The 17958-nt window shown below is 63.4% G+C and carries 13 protein-coding genes; 8 read left to right on the plus strand and 5 right to left on the minus strand.

Translation table 11 applies throughout. The annotated features are described in order from the left end of the window. Nucleotides 1-3 precede the first annotated feature (3 nt). The 5 genes from NMG80_RS21040 to NMG80_RS21060 all read left to right on the plus strand — a co-directional run bounded on the left by NMG80_RS21040 (nucleotide 4) and on the right by NMG80_RS21060 (nucleotide 8685). Nucleotides 4-1524: a TIGR02677 family protein gene (locus NMG80_RS21040; protein WP_254019881.1), complete on the plus strand. Its 1521-nt coding sequence runs from the start codon at nucleotides 4-6 to the stop codon at nucleotides 1522-1524. Continuing rightward, the gene (locus NMG80_RS21045; RefSeq protein WP_254019882.1) at nucleotides 1521-2810 is read left to right on the plus strand and encodes a TIGR02678 family protein; all 1290 of its coding nucleotides are present in this window, start codon (nucleotides 1521-1523) and stop codon (nucleotides 2808-2810) included. Before NMG80_RS21040 ends, NMG80_RS21045 begins: the two co-directional genes overlap by 4 nt. Beyond that, nucleotides 2807-6985: a TIGR02680 family protein gene (locus NMG80_RS21050; protein ID WP_254019883.1), complete on the plus strand. Its 4179-nt coding sequence runs from the start codon at nucleotides 2807-2809 to the stop codon at nucleotides 6983-6985. Before NMG80_RS21045 ends, NMG80_RS21050 begins: the two co-directional genes overlap by 4 nt. After that, nucleotides 6982-8277 (plus strand): TIGR02679 family protein, encoded by a 1296-nt coding sequence (locus NMG80_RS21055; RefSeq protein ID WP_254019884.1) that lies wholly within the window; start codon nucleotides 6982-6984, stop codon nucleotides 8275-8277. The genes NMG80_RS21050 and NMG80_RS21055 overlap by 4 nt, the downstream gene beginning before the upstream one ends. Nucleotides 8278-8442: 165 nt before the next feature. Beyond that, nucleotides 8443-8685: a type II toxin-antitoxin system Phd/YefM family antitoxin gene (locus tag NMG80_RS21060; protein WP_254019885.1), complete on the plus strand. Its 243-nt coding sequence runs from the start codon at nucleotides 8443-8445 to the stop codon at nucleotides 8683-8685. Nucleotides 8686-8885: 200 nt separating this feature from the next. Here NMG80_RS21060 and NMG80_RS21065 read toward each other — a convergent pair whose 3' ends face one another. Then, complete coding sequence (locus NMG80_RS21065; RefSeq protein WP_367185980.1) at nucleotides 8886-9680, minus strand: TetR/AcrR family transcriptional regulator; 795 nt, start codon at nucleotides 9678-9680, stop codon at nucleotides 8886-8888. On the opposite strand from NMG80_RS21065, the gene NMG80_RS21070 reads away from it, so the two are divergent. Beyond that, complete coding sequence (locus NMG80_RS21070) at nucleotides 9564-10082, plus strand: DUF2867 domain-containing protein (RefSeq protein ID WP_254019887.1); 519 nt, start codon at nucleotides 9564-9566, stop codon at nucleotides 10080-10082. The two genes, NMG80_RS21065 and NMG80_RS21070, sit on opposite strands and share 117 nt — an antisense overlap. 194 nt (nucleotides 10083-10276) lie before the next feature. Here the strand turns inward: NMG80_RS21070 and NMG80_RS21075 are convergent, their stop codons facing one another. After that, nucleotides 10277-11245: an SDR family oxidoreductase gene (locus tag NMG80_RS21075; RefSeq protein WP_254019888.1), complete on the minus strand. Its 969-nt coding sequence runs from the start codon at nucleotides 11243-11245 to the stop codon at nucleotides 10277-10279. Nucleotides 11246-11426: 181 nt separating this feature from the next. On the opposite strand from NMG80_RS21075, the gene NMG80_RS21080 reads away from it, so the two are divergent. Beyond that, complete coding sequence (locus NMG80_RS21080; RefSeq protein WP_254019889.1) at nucleotides 11427-12302, plus strand: LysR family transcriptional regulator; 876 nt, start codon at nucleotides 11427-11429, stop codon at nucleotides 12300-12302. Nucleotides 12303-12598: 296 nt separating this feature from the next. Here the strand turns inward: NMG80_RS21080 and NMG80_RS21085 are convergent, their stop codons facing one another. The 3 genes from NMG80_RS21085 to NMG80_RS21095 all read right to left on the minus strand — a co-directional run bounded on the left by NMG80_RS21085 (nucleotide 12599) and on the right by NMG80_RS21095 (nucleotide 16914). Next, nucleotides 12599-12997 carry a RidA family protein gene (locus tag NMG80_RS21085; protein ID WP_254019890.1) on the minus strand — a complete coding sequence of 133 codons (399 nt, stop codon included), beginning with the start codon at nucleotides 12995-12997 and terminating at the stop codon, nucleotides 12599-12601. Nucleotides 12998-13005: 8 nt separating this feature from the next. Next, nucleotides 13006-15576 carry a DEAD/DEAH box helicase gene (locus NMG80_RS21090; protein WP_254019891.1) on the minus strand — a complete coding sequence of 857 codons (2571 nt, stop codon included), beginning with the start codon at nucleotides 15574-15576 and terminating at the stop codon, nucleotides 13006-13008. Between the two features lie 408 nt (nucleotides 15577-15984). Then, a complete protein-coding gene (locus NMG80_RS21095) occupies nucleotides 15985-16914 on the minus strand; it encodes a LysR family transcriptional regulator (protein WP_254019892.1) in 930 nt (309 codons plus the stop codon). A 268-nt stretch (nucleotides 16915-17182) separates the two neighbouring features. On the opposite strand from NMG80_RS21095, the gene NMG80_RS21100 reads away from it, so the two are divergent. Next, on the plus strand, nucleotides 17183-17917 hold the full coding sequence (locus tag NMG80_RS21100) for an SDR family NAD(P)-dependent oxidoreductase (RefSeq protein ID WP_254019893.1): 735 nt from the start codon (nucleotides 17183-17185) through the stop codon (nucleotides 17915-17917). The last annotated feature ends 41 nt before the right edge of the window (nucleotides 17918-17958 follow it).

Consider the following 17958-nt stretch of genomic DNA (forward strand, 5'->3'; position numbering starts at 1 on the left):
CCCATGCATATTGCGAATGACCCGGCGGACCTATTCCGTCACGTGAGTGCCGAGAAGGCCGTGTTCTACCGCTGCATCATGGACGTCTTCGCGGCGGCCAAGCGGCAATACCGTTTGCAGCTGCGGCCCGACGAAGTGCTTGCCGATGCCCGATGGCCGAACAAGCCGCCGCGCATTGAGGACGTGAATACGGCGCTCACCCAGCTCACGGAATGGGGCAATCTCGAATCGCACCCCGACACCGCGCGGGTTTCAAGCCTGAGCGACTTCTACCGTGCACGCTTCCTCTACCGGCTCTCGCAGGGCGGCGAGGCGGTGGAATCGGCCTTGGCGACATTCGTACAGACTTTGCAGCGGCGCGCCGAGCTGCAAACCGTGGCGCTCGAGGACATAGCGAGCCGACTGCAGGCACTGCAGTCACTGGCGGAAGCAACCCAACCCGACGTGGCCAAGATCCACGAAACACTGCGGGATCTTGTGCGCGTCTTCGAAGGTTTGGCCGAGAACGCGCAGGCGTTCATGGCCGGCGTCGCTCGCAGCATCGAGCTGCAGCAAGCCGAAGCAGGAGCGGTCGCAAACTACAAGAAGCGGCTAATCGACTATCTCGAACGCTTCATGGGCGATCTGGTACGCCGTTCCGACACCATCGCACGGCTCATCCTGGCGTTGGAGCCTGAGGTCGAGGCCCTGCTTCGACAGGTGGCCGAGCGCGAATCGCGGGACACGGCTCCAGGCGGCGCGCACGATCAGGCCGAGGCGCAGAGAGGCTATCTGCAAGCATGGCGAGAACGCTGGAAGGGTCTGCGCGGCTGGTTCCTCAGTACCGGCCATGAGCCGCCGCAAGCCGAACTGTTGCGGGCGCGGGCACGGTCGGCCATCCCGCAGCTTCTGTCCGCTATCGCTGCGCTGAATGAGCGGCGCAGCGGCCGCAGCGATCGCTCTGCCGACTTCCGCCTGCTCGCCGGCTGGTTTGCCGCTTGCGCAGACGACGGCGAGGCGCACCGACTTGCGCGGGCTGCCTTCGCTCTCAATCCGGCGCGGCATTTCTCGCTCAACGCCAGCGCGGACGCCGAGCTGCCGGCCAGCACCTCCTGGGCCGACGCCCCGCCGCTCAAGATTCACCCGCGTTTGCGCGAATATGGCGAAGCGGCCCCGCGCGGACCGCTGCCGCGCGTGCGCGACCGCGCCGAGGAGCGTGCGTTCCTGGCGCTTCAGCTCGCGGAGGAATCACAGCAAGTCGAAGCGGCGCGCAAGCGTCTCGCCACTAGCCGCCCGGCGCGGCTTTCGGATCTCGGGGAACTCGACAAGCACGCCTTCGGTCTGTTCCTGGGCCTGCTCGGGGAGACACTGGCCGAGCAAGCCGGGCCGGAGACGTCGGTGCAACGCCAGACCAGCGACGGCTTGCTGCACATCCACCTGAAGCCGCTTGCCCCCGACAGCCTCGCTACCATCGACACGCCACATGGCGTCTTTGCCGGGCGCGACCATCTGATCACCATCACCCCCTTGCAGGACGGTCGATGAAGGCGGCGAACGGTTCCAACGGTGGTCGCGGCATTGGCCTGCTGCAGCAGCGCTTCCAGCGCGAGGAGTTTCGCGCCTGCGTGCGGGCCCTGCTGATGACGCCGTTGATCGGCCCGGGGCATGAGGATTTCGCCGCCATACGCCGCCAGGCCGAAGCATTGCGCGAATGGTTTTCTCGCGAGACCGGCTGGATACTGCAGGTCGAGCGCGAGGGCGCGCGCCTCTACAAGCGGCCGGGAAATCTGACCGACGCCATGCGCGGCATTGCCGGCTACGATCGCCGGCGCTACGTGCTGCTTTGCCTCGCCTGCGCGGTGCTCGAACGCGCCGACCCGCAGATCACTTTGCGCCTGCTCGGCGAGAGGCTGCTGGAACTCGCCGCCGAGCCGACGCTCGACTTCACCTTCGCCCTCGAGGCGCAACACGAGCGGCGCGAACTCGTTTCGGTGTGCCGCACATTGCTGAGCCTCGGGGTGCTGCACCGCGTGGCCGGCGACGAGGAAACGTTCGTGCAGGCCGGAGGCGATCAGGCGGATGCGCTCTACGACGTGCAGCGCCGCATGCTGTCCGGCATGCTGGCGGCCGTGCGTGGCCCCTCCACCTGGACTGCGGAAGAGGCGCCGGCAACGCTCGAAGAGCGGCTGTGCGCGCTGGTCGGCGAACAAGTGGCGGACAGCGAGGAAGGTCGGCGCACGGCGCTGCGCCACCAGCTCGCACGCCGGCTTCTCGATGATCCGGTAGTCTATGTCGAGACGTTGGATCCGGAAGCCCGTGCGTACTTCCTCAACCAGCGCGGAGCGATGGCCGCCCGCCTGTGCGACGCTGCCGGCCTGGTGGCGGAACAGCGCGCAGAGGGGCTGGCGCTGGTCGACGAAGCCGGTCTGCTGACCGACGTGGCGATGCCTGCCGAAGGCACCGACGCCCATGTAACACTGCTTGTCGCCGAATATCTGGCCGCCGGGCAAAGGCAGCGGCGAGCCGATGGCGGCGACACGGCGCAGGCCTCCGCTCGGGATATCAATGAGCATGACATTGCCGGCTTCCTGCACGAGGCCAAGGCCCAGTACGGCCGTTACTGGCGTAAATCGGCGCGCGAGCCAGGCGCCGAACGCGAACTCGCTGCCATCGCGATCGAGCGATTGGAAAAACTGCAGCTGGCGGTGCGGGAAGCCGGAGCCGTACATCCACTGCCGGCGCTGGCGCGCTTCGCGCTGGGCGAAGCCGAAATTCGCGAAACGCGCAAAGCGTCGGCAGCGGACGTCGGGTTTCGGTTCGAACCGACATGAACGACCGCTTGGACCTGCTCGGCTTGACGCCGGAAAAACCGGCTTTGCCGATGCCCACTCGGCAGCGCTGGCAGCCTCTGCGCCTGGGCCTGGTGGAGCTCTTTCACTACGACAGCGAGGAATTCTGGTTCCGCGACGGCCATCTGTTGCTGCGCGGCAATAACGGCACGGGCAAGTCCAAGGTTTTGTCGCTCACGCTGCCGCTGCTGTTCGACGCGCAGCTCAAGTCTTCGCGCGTCGAGCCCGACGGCGACGGCGGCAAGAAGATGGCCTGGAATCTGCTGATGAACAGCTACGACCGGCGCATCGGCTATGCGTGGATCGAGTTCGGTCGCGTTGCGGAAGACGGCAGGCCACGTTTTCTTTCGCTCGGCGCCGGCCTTTTTGCGACAGCAGCTCGGCCGCAGGTCGACAGTTGGTTCTTCCTGCTGGAAGACACCGACAACGCGCCGCGTATCAACCAGGATCTGTGGTTGACGAGTCCGCAGCAGGTAGTGCTGAACAAGGAGCGCCTGCGCGACGCAATCGATGGCCGTGGCCAGGTGTTCGACACCGCGGCCGGCTACCGTCGCGCCGTCGACGAGCGGCTGTTCCATCTGGGCACCAAGCGCTACGACGCGTTGATGGACACGCTGATCCAGCTTCGCCAGCCGCAGCTTTCTAGAAAGCCGGACGAAACCGCGCTTTCGAATGCGCTGACCGAGGCCCTGCCGCCGCTAGCGCCCGAACTGCTCGGCGACGTTGCCGAAGCGCTCGGGCAGTTGGAGGAAGACCGCCGCCAGCTCGACGAATATCAAACACTGGCCAAGGCCGTCAGCCGTTTCGAGGAGCGTTATCGCGTCTACGCTGGCACGCAGACCCGCCGGCAGGCACGCTTGTTGCGCCAGGCCCAGACGGAGTTCGACAATGCCAGCCGCGCACGAGGTGAGGCCCAGGCTCGCTTCGACGAAACGCAAAGGCAGGAAGCGCTGGAGCGGACCGCTCATGATAGCGCCGAAATCGCGCTGGCGCGCGGGCGTGCGCGGCTCGACACCTTGCGCTCCGACCCGACGATGCAGGATGCCAACCGCCTCGAAAATGCCGAAAAGGAGAAGGCGGCGCGACTGCAAGCGATGCAGAGGGCGACATTGGCCGTCGAAGAGGCAGGCCGACGACTGGAGTTCAGCAGCGAAGAAACCGAACGCGCAACCCGGCGCGCGGAGCAGGCGGAACGCGCATTGGCCGATCTGCGCCGGGAAAGCGCTGTTCACGCCGATGCGGCGGGTATCGCCGGCCAGCACGACGGAAACCTCCTCGCCAAATTGGAGGCTTCCGCGCTGGCCTCACTGACACAGCATGCTTTCGATGGGGCCTGCGCCGAGCTTCGCAACCTCGTTGCCGGCCGGCGTGAACAGATCGCGTTGCTGCGTCGCCGCCACGGCGAGGTCGCTCAGGCCGAGGCCGCCTATATGCGGCGCCGCGAAATCCGGGATGAGCGGCAGGTCGAAGCCGAAGAGGCTGCCGAGCGTCGGACCCGAGCTGACGCCGAGGTCGAACGACAAGGCCGGGACCTGGTGGAAAACTGGGACCGCCATTTCATCGGCCTGAAGCAATTGCAGATCGATCCCTACAGCAGGCCGGCGGCACTGACGGCCCTGGCGGAATGGACAGCGTCGCTGCAAGGCGACAACCCTGCCCGCCACCTTCTGCAATCGGCGTACCAGGGAGCCAGTCTGTCGCTGACACAGCGTCGCGTGGCGCTCGACGGCCAGCGACAGGCGCTGGAGATGGAATACGGACTCCTCGAAGGCGAACGGGGACGCCTCGAGGCCGGCGACGACATGGCGCCGCCCCTGCCCTACACGCGCGACGCCGCTGTCCGGGACACGCGTCAAGGTGCGCCGCTCTGGCAAGTGATCGATTTTCGCGGCGCAGTGGCTGCACCGCAACGCGCCGGCCTTGAAGCCGCGCTTGAGGCAGCCGGGTTGCTCGACGCCTGGATATCGCCTGACGGACGCCTCCAGGCCGGCGACGGCGGCACCCTGCCTTACGACACCCAGCTGCTGGAACGGCAACAGCATTCTCCGTCGCTCGTCGACTGGCTGGAAGCCACCGTGCCTGCCGGCTGCGCCGTGCCGGCCAGTATCGTCGAGCGGGTGCTGTCGGGCGTCGCCTCGGCGGATGAGGATCCGATCGATAGCGAGGCCTGGATCTCCACCGACGGCCGCTTCCGCCTCGGCGCGCTGTCCGGTGCGTGGGGCAAGCCGGAGGCGGTCTACATTGGCCACGCGGCCCGCGCCGCAGCCCGCGAGCGGCGGTTGGCCGAGATTGCTGGCCGCCTTGCGCAACTCTCCGATGAATTGACGGCCGTGCGGGCAAAAGCCGAGCAGCTCGGGCTGGATCGCGAACAGGCCGACGAGGAATGGCGCGTTGCGCCGTCCGACGAGGTATTGCGGCGCGCTCATATGACCGCCAGCACCGCCGCCAACGCCGCGCGCCTGGCCAGCGAAAAACTGAACGAATCGGATACGCGCTGTCGCGAGGCCGAACAGGCGCTCAAGGCCTTGCGCGAACAGCTCGCCGCAGATGCCATGGACCTGCGCCTGCCGGCAACGCCCGACGCACTGCCCGCCGTCGAAGCGGCGCTGGATCATTACCGCGATGCACAGGTCCGGCTCGAGCAAGCAGCTCACGAGTTTTGCCTGGCACTGCCCGAGCAGCAACGGCAACGTGCCCGCCAGCGCGAGGCGCGCAGCGACGTGCAGCAGCGCGAAGAGGAACTCGTGGCTGCCCGCATTGAAACGGAAGACGCCACTGCCCGGCTCGAACTGCTGCGGGAAACGGTCGGCGCCAAGGTCGAGGAACTGCAGCGAAGGCTGACCGATGCCCGCCGCGCCGTCGAAACCGGCGAAGCCGAGCTGAAGCTCGCCGGCTATAGATTGCGCAAAGCGGGTGAGGCACGCGCGGTTGCCGGGCAACAGGCCGAGACGGCGAACGCCGTCGTTCAGGAACGCGGCGAAGCACGCGCCGAGGCGATCTCCAGATTGCAGCAGTTTGCAGGCACCGGCCTGCTGTCTGCAGGGCTGCCGTATATCGAACTGCCTGACATCGGCAGCCCGTGGACGATCGACCCCGCTCTGACGCTGGCCAGACGCGCGGAACAGGAACTGTCGAACCTCAAGGATGACAACGAGGCGTGGGCGCGCGTCCAGCGGCAGATAGCCGAGGAACTGACCGAGTTGCAGCGCGCACTCGGCGCGCTGGGCCACCAGGCCCAGGCCGATCCCAGCGACTGGGGTTTCCGGGTGGATATCGTCTATCAAAACCGGCGCGAGCGGCCGGACCGCCTCGCCATGCGGCTGGCCGAAGAGATCGCCCAGCGCGGCGAACTGCTCAGCGCCAACGAACGCGCCGTCCTGGAGAACCATCTGCAGGCCGAGATCGCGGCAGAGATCCAGCGCCTGTTGCAGGCTGCCGAACGCCAGGTCGATGCCATCAACGGCGAACTGCACAAGCGCCCGACCTCCACCGGCGTGCGCTATCGGCTGTTGTGGCAGCCGCTGTCCGAAGAGGAAGGCGCGCCGGTGGGCCTCGACGTGGCGCGCAAGCGCCTGCTCAACACCAGCGCGGACCTTTGGTCGGCAGACGACCGGCGCGTCGTCGGGGCGATGCTGCAGCAGCGCATCGCCGCCGAGCGGGAGCGCGCTGATGCCATCGGCGGAAAGGACAGCGGCGGCACCTTGCTCGACCAGCTCGCCCGCGCCCTCGATTATCGCCATTGGCACCGCTTCCGCGTCGAACGCTGGCAGGACGGCCATTGGCGCAAGCTATCCGGACCCGCTTCGAGCGGCGAGCGGGCGCTCGGCCTCACGGTGCCGCTCTTTGCCGCTGTCGCCAGCTTCTACAGCCAGAGCAGCTATGCCTTGGCCCCACGGCTGATGCTGCTCGACGAAGCCTTTGCCGGCATCGATGACGCAGCGCGAGCGCATTGCATGGCGCTGATCCGCGAGTTCGATCTGGACTTCGTCATCACCAGTGAGCGCGAGTGGGCCTGTTATGCCGAACTGCCGGGTGTCGCCATCTGCCAGTTGCAGCGGCGCGAAGGCATCGATGCCGTATTCGTCTCGCGATGGACTTGGGACGGACGAGAGAAGAAGCCCGAGGCTGATCCCGATCGCAGATTTGCGCCGGCATGAGCGATCAAGTCGACCCGCGTCTTCAACGCCTGCTCGGTGGCGACCATCTTGCCTCGCTGCGCAAGCGGCTGCGCCAACGTTTCGAGCGCGCGCCGCTCGAAGGCGCCGTCGATCATATTCGCGTCGTCGGGCTCAGTGAAGAGGAGCACGCGGCACTGGCGGCGCTGCTCGGCCGCCCGCAGCGCCGATCGAAGTCCCTGCAGATCGACGTGCGTCGCGTCGATGCCGACCTGCGGCGCGCCGGCATCGCCACATCGCTGTGCGAGGCGTTGGGAAGGCTTGACGGCTCCATCCTTCATCTCGCCGGAGCACGCCTTCGACAGCAAACATTGTGGTCGAGCGTAATGGATGGTTGCAGCCATCCCGACCTGACCAGGCTGCTGCTGACGCCGGCAGGCATCGGCCTCGTCAAGCGGCTCGCTCGGCGGGATACGGTCGCGGCAGCGGAGCTTTGCCGGCGCGCCGAAGTGGTGCTGCGGCTCCTGCCGGCAAAAGGCATAACACGTTCGCAACTGGCGGCGGACGCGCTGGGCGATGCCCATGCGCTTGACAATGGCCGCGGCGCCGCGGCACTCGTGCTGGCGGTCCTGCGCCAGACCGCCAGGCCCGCTCCCGACGCCGCAGCTGCCGACGAAGATGGCGAGACGGTACAGGAACCGAGAGAGGACGTCGTTGCGGAACCGGCCGCCGGCGCGGAGCGGATACGCGAGACATGGGCCAGAGCAGGCGTTCTGGTCAACGAACTGGCACGCCCGGCCCTCTTCCTGAACCTGCCGACAGACGCGACCGAAAGCGATCAGTTGCCCTTGGGAGAACCGGCCTATGCGTCGCTGCGATCGCTGCTGCGCTCGCCGCCCCGATGGGAGGTAGCCGGCCGCAACGTTTACGTCTGCGAAAATCCCAACCTGCTCGCCATTGCCGCGGACCGATGGGGGGCAGGCTGCGCGCCGCTTGTCTGTACCGACGGGATGCCGGCCGCCGCGCAACGATGCCTCCTGGCTCAACTCGCACTGGCGGGGGCGCGGCTTCGCTATCACGGCGATTTCGACTGGCCCGGATTGCGTATCGGCAACCAGGTCATGCGAGAGCATGGTGCTGAGCCATGGCGCTTTGGCGCCGCGGACTATATTGCCGCCGTGCGGACGGCGCCGGGCCTGGCGCACCCGCTTGGAGGAAAGGTGGCCGAAGCGTCATGGGACGGAGCGCTGGCGCCCGCGATGCGTCAGCACCGCGTGGCCATCGCCGAAGAGGCCCTGGCCGCCTCGTTGTTGCCGGACCTCGACGATCGATGAGGCTGCATTCTTCAAAGAAGGCCGCATTTTCAGCCCGACAGCAGCACTTCGGACATGGCACGCTCGCAGACCAGGTCATAGAGCTGTCGGGCCAGCATGAAACCTCTCGCTGGAGTTGCTAAGCGCAACACGCTATATGGCCATCTACATGGTCAGAAGCGTGACGTGGATATGATTAATCTTGCGGATGCCAAAGCCCATCTGAGCGAGCTAGTGGATCGGGTCGAGGCGGGAGATTCGATCGAGATCACCCGGCGGGGTAAACCGGTCGCACGGCTCACCGCCGTGACGAGACCGCGGCAGCAGATCGACGCAACCCTCCTGCAATCCTTGACCGCGACCATGCCGCCTCAGGCCGAGAGTTCTACCGATCTGGTGAGGTCGATGCGGGGTAGCGACCGCTACTGATGCACTATCTCGACATGTCGCTGATCGTCGCCGCCCTTTCAAATGAAGCGATGACCAGGCAACGCGCCCGAGCGGACTGCTGAGGAAGCGAGGCGCGGGAAGCCTACAGCACGACCAGCCAGGCAGCCCACCTTATCATCTGAGCACTCAGATATCACTGGCCCCGCTGGCATGCGGCCTCGGCGGCGTCCAAAGCGGTCTCAACCGCGGTTAAGAATGATTCGTCGTCCGCCAATTCCGGAGTGTATTGGCGAAGCGTATAGAACCCGAGAAGAGCAACGTAGACCGCTTTGGCCAACCGTCCGGCCAATGGCTGTGGAGCGCCCGCTAGAGCAAACTCTTTGGTCAAGTGATCGATACGAGCCGCATCGACTTCCCCCGCTGCAGCCCTGGGCATTGGATCCCGTGCAGCCCAAGCCCGCAAAGCTCACTCGGCCTGCGCAACGTCCACGGACCCCATTCGCTGAACCAAAGACACTTCTGCGAGTGCAACCAATCGTTCGCGCGCCGTCCCGGGTCTGGTCAATGAGCAGAGTGGTGAAATCCCGCATCCAAAACTCGATGATAGCCTTGAGGAGTTCGTCGCGATTCTTGAAACGCCAGTAGAAGGGTCCCTTGCTGACCCCGAGCGAGACAGCCAGGCGTTCAATCCTGACCGACTCGATACCCCCTTCGATAAGGGCCGCCAGGCCAGCGCCCACCCATTCCTCTTTTGAGGGACCTGCCGCTGCGCCATGAAAGCTCCTCGTATTCGTCGGCTTGGCATTGTTGGGATGGGGAACTGTTGCTACGCTGATCATGCTGCCAAGCGGCTTTCCGCTACTCGTGCTTGTTCTGATCGGCCTGTGTCTTGGCGCGCGGCAGGGGACTAAAGCGCAATGATGTGCATCGCCAGGCATCGCCCTCCGCGGCCGCAAGTTGTGGCGAAACCTTTTGCCAAGCCCTTTGCGCACGCTGACCGGCTTCTTCCCGGTGCAAACTTCGGCGACACTCATGTATTGGTTGTGACAGGTCTCGCCCTGGACGCTGTCGGCGTTTCGCAGCAGGTATTCGGGCGGCAGCCAAGCTGGATCAAGTGGCTGCTGGCGTTGCGAAATGGCATTGTGGCGCCTTTCGGCTTGAAAACTGGACCGGAGCGGGGAAGTGGCCCCAATATTGGCTTCTTGCCAGTTGTCAGCCAGTCCACCAATTGTGTCGTGTTCGGTTTCGATGACTGGCATCTCGATTTCCGCGTGTTGTTGGAAGTCAGGGAGTGCACATCGACCGAGCATGAGATCTCGGTCTCGACCGCCGTCAAGACCCACAATTCGGTAGGCAGCAGCTATCTTGCGTTGGTGAAGCCATTTCACCGTATCATCGTTCCTGCGATGCTGATGCAGGTGGTTTCCGGCCACTAGCGTGGCCGAGTAAGGATGGGCCGCGATCGAGTCGAATGGCGCGCCGACACCATTTCCACGAGGGGCCGGCACCGCCATGGTTGACCGCGCGGTCAGGGACGGTGATGAAGCCAGTGGCTTCCGACGCGCAGGTCCGCAAACAGGTCCGCGCAATCGACGATGGGACTGTCAGGCCGATCCGCCATCGCGATGCATCACGAAATCAGCTGATGACTTTTCGCCCATCGCGTGATCGCATCTCGGGATGCAGGGGCGGGTCCAAAGAAGTGCTCCTGTTTCGAAATATTCGAGATATAGACGCCCTTCTTGAAGAACAGGAACATCTGCATCAGGTCGTAGCCAAGCTCGGAAAACAGCTTGACCGGGCGCGCCAGCAAGCGGAAAACCAGCCACGGCACAGCCCGAACCTTAAGACGTCTCTTCGTAATTTCGGAGATGATGTCGGCGATCTCCTGCTGGCTTTTGGGCCCATCGCGCCAGCCGACATCGATCGTTTGGTTGTTGATTTCGGCGCCGGGATAGGTCGCGGCTTTGGCAAGATATGAGGCAAGATCATCGGTCAGCACATAGGACCACTTCGTGGTTTTATCGCCGACCGCCGGGAACCTGCCAGCTTTCACAGCTTTCGCAATATAGTCTGAGCTTTGATCGAGAAATGAGGGCGCGCGGACAAATACATATGGCACCCCGGAGGCCTTGATCAGATCCTCGGCCACTTTCTTGGCGTGGAAATGCGGTACTGCTGACGCCGCATCGCAGCTGACGATGCTGAGAAAGACAAATCGGCCAACATTGGCTCTTGCTGCGGCCTCTACAAGATTCTTGTTGCCCTGAAAATCCGTGTCGAGGCTTCCCTTCATGTAGCTGTTAGCCGAGCTGACAACGACGTCCACGCCCTGCAAAGCACGATCCAGTGACGCTGGATCCATCATGTCGCCGCGCACCCATTCGACGTCGGCGCTGTCATTTGAGGGCGCGCCCTTGCGCGACATCGCAACGACGGCCACGTTCGCATCATGCGCCAGGTTGCGGAGAATCTTGGCTCCGAGGAATCCTGTGGCGCCGACGAGCAGGACCTTTCTTGTCCCCGTCGCGCTTGAACTTGCGGTTTCGGCAAGTGCCTTCTTATCCGAGTCAGTTGAGGGATGCGGTGATTGAAACAATCTAATCTCCTGTCACGAACTGGTATTGGTTCGGGCGCTCAGGGCGGCGTAATCGATGTAGCCTCGGGCAGTGCCACCGAAGCAGGTGAGTCTCCATTCGCTGGGGTCCCTTGTGCACCATTCCAATATTAGGATAAATCAGGTCTGGTAGAAATCATTTTTCCATCAATGGAACAATCGGTTGAACCATTTGAACGACATGGCGCTGTTCGTGGAGGTGGCCAGAGCCAGGAGCTTTCGGAAGGCGGCGGAGGCGCTCGGCATGCCAAACTCCACTCTGTCGCGACGTATCAGCAAGTTGGAGAAGGCGATCGGCCTGAGACTGCTGCATCGCACGACGCGCAAGATCGAGCTCACCGAGGCCGGCCAGCTCTATTATGAGCGAAGCAAGCGAATCGTCGACGAAGCACGGCTCGCGCACGAGCAGCTCGGCGCGATGGTTGAGCGGCCGAGCGGCGTCCTGCGGGTTTCGCTCCCGGTCGACTTCGCCACGCTTTACCTCACGCCGATCATTGCCGACTTCGCGCGGCACTATCCCGGCATCACCTTCGAATTCGACCTGACCCCACGCCGCGTCGATCTGGTGGCCGAGCCGTTCGATGTGGCGATCCGCATCGGCAAACTGGAAGATTCCAGTCTGATCGCGCGCTTGATCGGGCGGCATTCGCGCCACCTCTATGCGTCTCCTGGCTATCTCGAAGCGTCAGGCGAGCCCGCGACACCGGCGGAGCTGGCGGAGCATGAATGCATCTGCATGCCGCGGACCCCGACCTGGACCTTGCACCAGGAGATGAACAAGGTCGATGTCGGCGTTCACGGCCGCTTCACGCTCAACAGCGTCGGGATGATCCGCGCCCTGGCGGTCGACCACCAGGGCATCGCCCTGCTCGCCGAGAAGATCGTCGCCGAAGACGTGGCCTCTGGCCGGCTCCGGCGCATCCTGCCCGAATGGCAGGGATCGTCGGTCAGCATTCACGCTGTCACCGAAACTCGCCTTGTTCCAGCCAAGACCCAGCGCTTCGTCGAATTCCTGTCCTCCAGGCTGGCAGAGCCCTGAACATGCTATTGCCGCCGTTCCGCGCTACTCAATCATTCGTAACGTACTTTCAGCGCAATTTTTTCTGCGCATAGCCAAGAACCGTCTCACCGATCCGTAAGAGATTTGCGCTCTTGATTTCGATTTCAAAGACGAATTCCGGCGATCCGCGACTTGCCTGGTTCCAACCGCTATCGGCATCGATCGATCGATTTTCGACCTTCTTTAGACGCGCCTTCAACGATCATCATCGTTGGAAAAAGACCGTCACGGCCGTCGTTGGATAGACTCTCCTGGTTCGGTTGCCCGGTCGCGGCCTACCCATCCACAACCGCGAACGCATCAACCTCGATGAGATAACCAGGAGAAAGGGCTGTGACCCCCAGGAGGACGTCGGCAGGCTTGTGATCGCCGAACAGCACCACTCGAGCTTCTTCGATGATCGCCAGATGGCGATCGCGCTCGTAATCAACAACGTAGATCGTAATCTTTGCCACTTGTTCGGGCGAGGCGCCGGCGGCTGCAAGGGCTCGACCAAGATTGGCAAACACCTGGCGTGCTTGAACCGCGAGATCACCGGGGCCTACAAGCTTCCCGTCGACGTCTTCCGGTTCCTGACCAGCGACGAATATGAGCTTGGTCCCGCTTGCGACAACGACTTGAGTATAGGTCGTTGGGATCGGTAGATCGCGCGGATTGATACACTCTAGCGTCATCTTCTTCGCTACCCCTTTGATTGCTTCGTCGTTCCGCTGTTCGGGTCCCTGCGGTGAAGAGTACTCCGCGACGGTGCGTTCAGCCGCGGCTCGTCATGCAATCTTCCCCGCAAGCTGTCGGCGAGTGCAGAAAGCGTATCGGCAAGTTGTCTCGCGGCTTCGGGTGGCGGCAGCGGCATTTTTAGGCTTTGCGCGCCGGTGGCGGGATCGCGCTCAATCCATGGATGCGCCGGTGCGCTGGGATCGTTGGCCGACGCCAGCGCGGCGACAAACTGGGCGCCGACCTGCAGCAGGGCGCGCCAGGGATCGGCGCCCGTATCGCTCGCTCCGGCCGCATCAGTTCGCGCGGTCGCCGTCTCGCCCGCGCCAGTGTCTACATCCGCATTTACATCTTCCGCGGAACCGGCCGCATCTGCAGCGGCGATGTTCCTCACTTCCTCGGCCGGTGTTACGGCCTCGCCCTCACCCATGCTCCCGGTGACATTTTCCACGTCCTTCATGAAGCGGTTGAGACGCGAACCGCCGAGCGAAATCTCGCCGCTGGCGCCATCGAGAATTCCCGCCGACAAAGAGCGTTTGAACGCCAGCACCGAAAGCATGCCTTCCTCGATGGTGCCCTTGGCCACGAAATTGATGACCCGCACCGGCCGTCTCTGACCCATGCGATGAATGCGCGCGATGCGCTGTTCGAGGATCGCCGGGTTCCACGGCAAGTCCATGTTCACCAGGGTCGAAGCATGCTGCAGATTGAGCCCCGTGCTGCCGGCATCGGTCGACAGAAACACGCGGCAGGCGGGATCGTTGCGAAACCGCTCAACCAGTTCCGGCCGCTTCTCCGACGGCACGCCGCCGTGAAAGCTGACGTAGCCCAGCTTACGCGCTTCGAGGCGGCGGATGACGATGTCGTGGGTCCGCGTCCATTGCGAAAACACCACCGCCTTGGCGTCGGGCTCGGCGAACAAATCCTCGAACAGCGCCGCCAGTTCATCGGCCTTGACGCCATGATCGGTTTCCTGGTCCAGCAGGTAGGTGCTGTTGCACGACATGCGCATGTTCTGTAGCGCACAGGTCAGCCGGCGCTGATCCTTGTCCGACAGAAACCTGGTCTTGCGCCAGCGCTGGACGATTTTCGCCACCACGTCAGCGTTTTCCTGATGATAGAGCATTTGCGTCTCGGTCATCGGCACCAGCAGATTCTGGTCGGTCCGGCTGGGCAGTTGCCGCAGCACCTCGGGTTTGCGCCGGCGGATCATGACCGGCGCCAGCGTTTGGCTGACCTTCTCCAGCCCGGTATAGCCGGTGACGCGCCCGGCATCGTCCTTGACCTGATGCTCGTGCAGCAGCTTCCAGGTCGGGCCCAGCCGGTGCTGATCGACAAACTGGACGATGGACACCAGTTCCTCCAGCTTGTTTTCCAACGGCGTCCCGGTAAGCACGATCGCATAGGAGCTATCGATGCGTTTCAAGGCGCGCGCGGCAATTGTGTTCCAGTTCTTGACCCTTTGCGCTTCATCGACGATGACCAGTTCGGGTCCCCACGCGGCGATCAGGTCGAGATCGGGCTTGAGTTTCTCATAATTTGTGATCTTGCAGAAATCGTCAAAGGCGTAGTCCTTCTGCCGCTGCGCCCGACCGCCATTGATCACGCGTGCCGCATTTTCACCTTCCCGCCCCGAGAAACGCATAATCTCGCTTTGCCACTGGTATTTGAGCGAGGTCGGGCAGACCACCAGCACTTTCGAAACGCCAAAGTGTCGCGCCAGTATTTCAGCTGCGGCGATTGCCTGTATGGTCTTGCCCAATCCCATATCGTCGGCGATCAATGCCCGGCCGGTTCGCACGGCAAACAGCGCGCCTTCGGCCTGATAGGGATAGAGCGGTACCTTCAGAAGTCCCAGCAGCTTGGGATCGGCGGCGCCGTGCTGGAACAATTGTTCAAGCCTTGCGGCGCGCCGATCCGCATCGCGCCTTCCCGCGATGAAATCGAGCGCATCGTCATAGGCCCGCAACTCATGGCCGCACTTCGACACCAAGGTCATGAAGCGCTCCAATTCGCCAAACCGCTCGTCCGGCAGAATCCCGTCGCGTTCGGCATCGAACAAACCTTTGGCAACCTCGACCACCGCCGGCGGGCAGTCAGTTCCGGCGCGAAAATAGACGCAACGCTTGCCTTCATTGCGTAGATACAGCTCGGAAAATGCCGGCTGATAACCGCGCGCAAACGCTGTCCTGGCGCCACGCTTTTTCTTCAACCGGGCAAGTGTGAATTCGAGGTGCTTGCAGGTCCCCAATTCGCTGGTGGCATAATCGGGGCATGAACAGAAATTGCCACCCGGCCCCAGGCCTCGGATCGCCACGCGGTAGCTGGACTTCGAAGCAGGATTGCTGACCCGAAATTCAGAGAAAAACGGTTCGCTGGTCAGATTCTCAAGTCCGAAGTCCTGCTCGCGTCCGAACTGGCGGCGCAAGCCGCGTTGCCAGTCCACCGGCGAAAGATCCGCAGGCGGGTGGGTGCGCGAGAGCTTAGGCTCCCTGTTCGGCTTGATGGCGGAATTCAGGCTTTGGCGCTTGGATTTCATCGAAGCATAATCCGTTCAGAAAAATTTCTCACCAGACGATAATCGTAGATGCGGGCGACTCCCCCCTATTCCCACTCGATTCTTCGAGGTCACGCCAACCATTTGAATTCGTTCGCGAAAATAAATTTCCGTTCAAATACTACCGGCCCGTGGCCCGTCAGAAAACTACAGAACTGATTTCGTTGAAAATTTCCGACGGTCTCCGCAAGCCATCTATCGACTACTATCGGCTCCCAGCACGCCATCCCGGGTCCGGCATCCGAGTTGCGACCGCAGCCAAAAGTACCGTCAGCGTTGGCCTTCAACGTGCGACACACACGCGACCAGGCAAGGTTGGGGCTGCATCAAACATCCAAGGAGGATACACATGACCAAGAAGTCGAGCCGCGTGCGCGTCCTGATGATGCCCTATCCGGATGACAGCGACAAATGCCCCGTGGGATACTCCGCCATCGGCGACAGCCCCGCGAGAAGCGGCGCGTACGCGGCGAGCCTGCGGGATACGAACTCAGTGAAGAGCCGCACGCGCTTCGTCTTGCGTGTCTCCCCCTGTGTGAGAAGCCAGAGCGTTCCGTACATGTGCAGGTCGGTGCCCGGCACCCTCACCAGTAGGGGGTCGGCATCTCCGACGAAGCTCGGCAGTGTCGTGATCCCGAGCCCTTGCCGTACAGCAACGATCTGCGCCTCACCGTCCGTGGTCCTGAACGGAACCCCCGTGGTACGAACCTCACCCTCGCGGGCCCAGTCCGGAATTCCATGAATGCTTATGACGATCCACCGGATGGGATCAGGCGCGCCCGCACGCCATGCGGCTAGTCGATCCCGGGACATGTAGACGCCGCCGAACAGCTCCGGTCCCTTCAGGCCGTGAAGATTGAGCGGCAGGGTTTTGCGGTCGTAGACGACGCGGATCGCCACGTCGGCCTCTCGGTTGGTCAGATTTGCCAGCTCGCCGGACGACAAGATGTCCATCTCGATGTCCGGATGCAGACGCGCGAAATCGGCGAAGTCCGGCATGAGCAGGTGTGTCGCTAGGGTCGGAGCCAACGTCACCCGCAAAAGCCCGCGCACGCTCTGGTCGCGCCCGAAGATTCGCGTCTCCAGCTGGTGCGACGACGCTTCCATCTCGTTCGCGAGCTCGAGGACCTCCTCGCCCGCAGCCGTCAGGCGGTAGCCCGAAGGCAGCTTTTCGAACATCTGCGCCCCGAGGCGCTCCTCGAGCTGAGCGATGCGTCGCAGCACGGTCGAGTGATACACCCCGAGGCCCTCGGCGGCAGCCCGCACTGAGCCTCCGCGCGCGACGGCAAGAAAGTAGCGAATGTCATCCCAGTCGATCATGGTGCAATCCGGCACCGCGCGGTGCGCCTTCCAAAGCCTGTATCTAACGCATCGAACAGCAGTACGGGCGGTCATCATAGCCTATTTCTACGAGCGCGGCCCAATTCCGAACGGCGACATCGATCGCCGAGGCTGGCGTCAGTCGTCCAGCCGGATCGATTTTGCACCACCGATGTGCGCGCTTCCGCACTCAACAACTGACGCCGGCGGACCCATTTCGAGGTTCTCGGAGGCAGATGCTGTCCCGACACCACGAAAAGGAGAAGTCATGGGAAAGCTTGAGGGTAAGGTTGCCGTCATCACGGGTGGATCGAGCGGCATGGCGCTGGCGAGCGCCAAGCGGTTCGTTGAAGAAGGCGCCTATGTTTTCATCACGGGCCGTCGGCAGGAAGCGCTCGACGAGGCCGTCAAGCTGATTGGCCGGAACGTGACCGGCGTGCGCGGCGACGCGGCCAATCTCGACGACCTCGACCGCCTGTTCGATACGGTCAAGCGGGTAAAGGGCAAGATCGACGTCCTGTACGCGAGCGCTGGCAGGGGCGAAGCCGTACCACTGGGCGAGATTACCGAGCAGCACTTCGATGCGGCCTTCGGCCTGAATGCGCGCGGCACGCTCTTTACGGTTCAGAAGGCGTTGCCGCTGTTCAGCGATGGCGGATCGATCTTCATGACCGGGTCAGTTGCCTCGATCAAAGGTTTTCCTGGTTACAGCGTGTATGCGGCGAGCAAGGCGACGCTGCACGCATTCGCACGCGGTTGGCTCAACGAACTGAAGGGCAGGAATATCAGGGTGAACGTGCTGCACCCGGGGCCGACCGCCACACCGATGCAGGACCAAGTTCTCACCGAGGAGGCGAAGCAGATGTTCGAATCCCTGATCCCGCGGGGAAAGATGGGGCGTTCTGAGGAAATTGCCGCCGTCGCGCTGTTTCTTGCTTCAGACGATTCGAGCTTCGTGAATGGGGTGGAGTTGTCTGTCGACGGCGGCTTCTCGGCCATCTGAATTCGCGCCGGATCGCCGGAAGCGGCTGACTGTCCGGCCGC

The organism is Mesorhizobium escarrei, assembly GCF_935825525.1.
GTDB lineage: Bacteria > Pseudomonadota > Alphaproteobacteria > Rhizobiales > Rhizobiaceae > Mesorhizobium > Mesorhizobium escarrei.